At 57.2% G+C, this 873-nt stretch carries 1 pseudogene; it reads right to left on the bottom strand.

Annotation, left to right across the window (positions count from 1 at the left end):
* Positions 1-577 precede the first annotated feature (577 nt).
* Positions 578-873, bottom strand: a pseudogene (locus tag A37A_RS21630) (hypothetical protein); the annotation flags it as partial.

Raw genomic sequence — 873 nt, 5'->3', positions numbered from 1 at the left:
TGACGGCGTGCGAACAACTCTCTTTACTGTTAGACAACAAAGCGGAAAATCGACCCGCACACAAAAAAGCGGACACTACCCTCAGGCACTGTCATACCGAAAGGGGCAGCTCCCGCTATGGCTCTCCTACGTCGCACCGCGCCACTCCTCGACTCCACAGAAGCTTTCTCCTGCGACTTGCACAATGGGCTTGTCAGCTTCGTTCTCGCTTGGTTTTCCATCCTTGCAGTATGTCCTCATACCGCTCCGGGGGAAAACCAACGCCGCGCAGAAGCGCAACCCAGGCCGTTGTTTCCCCCACCCAATCCTCGGTCATCACAACCAGAACCGCACGGACTTCTTCGGCCGCCTAGCCAGAGCGTCTCGCGTTTGACCCTCGGGAGAGACCCACCGACACCCCCTTGCAAAAACTCCGGTCTTCCTCAAGCACTCCGCAAAGACAAAGAATCGCCTGCAGCGAGCCGCAGGCCCCAAAACGCCCTGGGGAAAAGTGTTTTCTTTTGCGAAAAGAGCGCCAACTTTTGCTGGCATTGTCCCGTTGTCGTAGCACAATAGAAATGTCCCCTTGGTTACGAAGTTACGTTTTTGGTGGATACTGCACGGCTGTTTGCCATTTGAAGGGTCGCTTCCATGGGTGGGAGGGAGGAGGATTGACCACTCTCCGGCTAGTCGGAGAGTGGCTCGGCGGCGCGGGTCGCTGCTTGGGTTTTGGCGCAGGCCGGCCAGCGATCTCGGTGAAACGCAGCGGCCGATTCCGAAAGAGGATGACTAGCTTTCCTTCTTGTTTTTCCCGGACCGTCACGCGGGTTTTTGCTGGCGCGTAATGACGGCTTTGCCGCTCCAGCTGGAAGAAGCGGGTTTGGTAACGGACCA

The organism is Verrucomicrobium sp. 3C (assembly GCF_000379365.1).
Lineage (GTDB): Bacteria > Verrucomicrobiota > Verrucomicrobiia > Methylacidiphilales > Methylacidiphilaceae > Methylacidimicrobium.
Note: the sequence above shows the minus strand (reverse complement) of the source record. Positions and strands in the feature narration are given on the sequence as shown.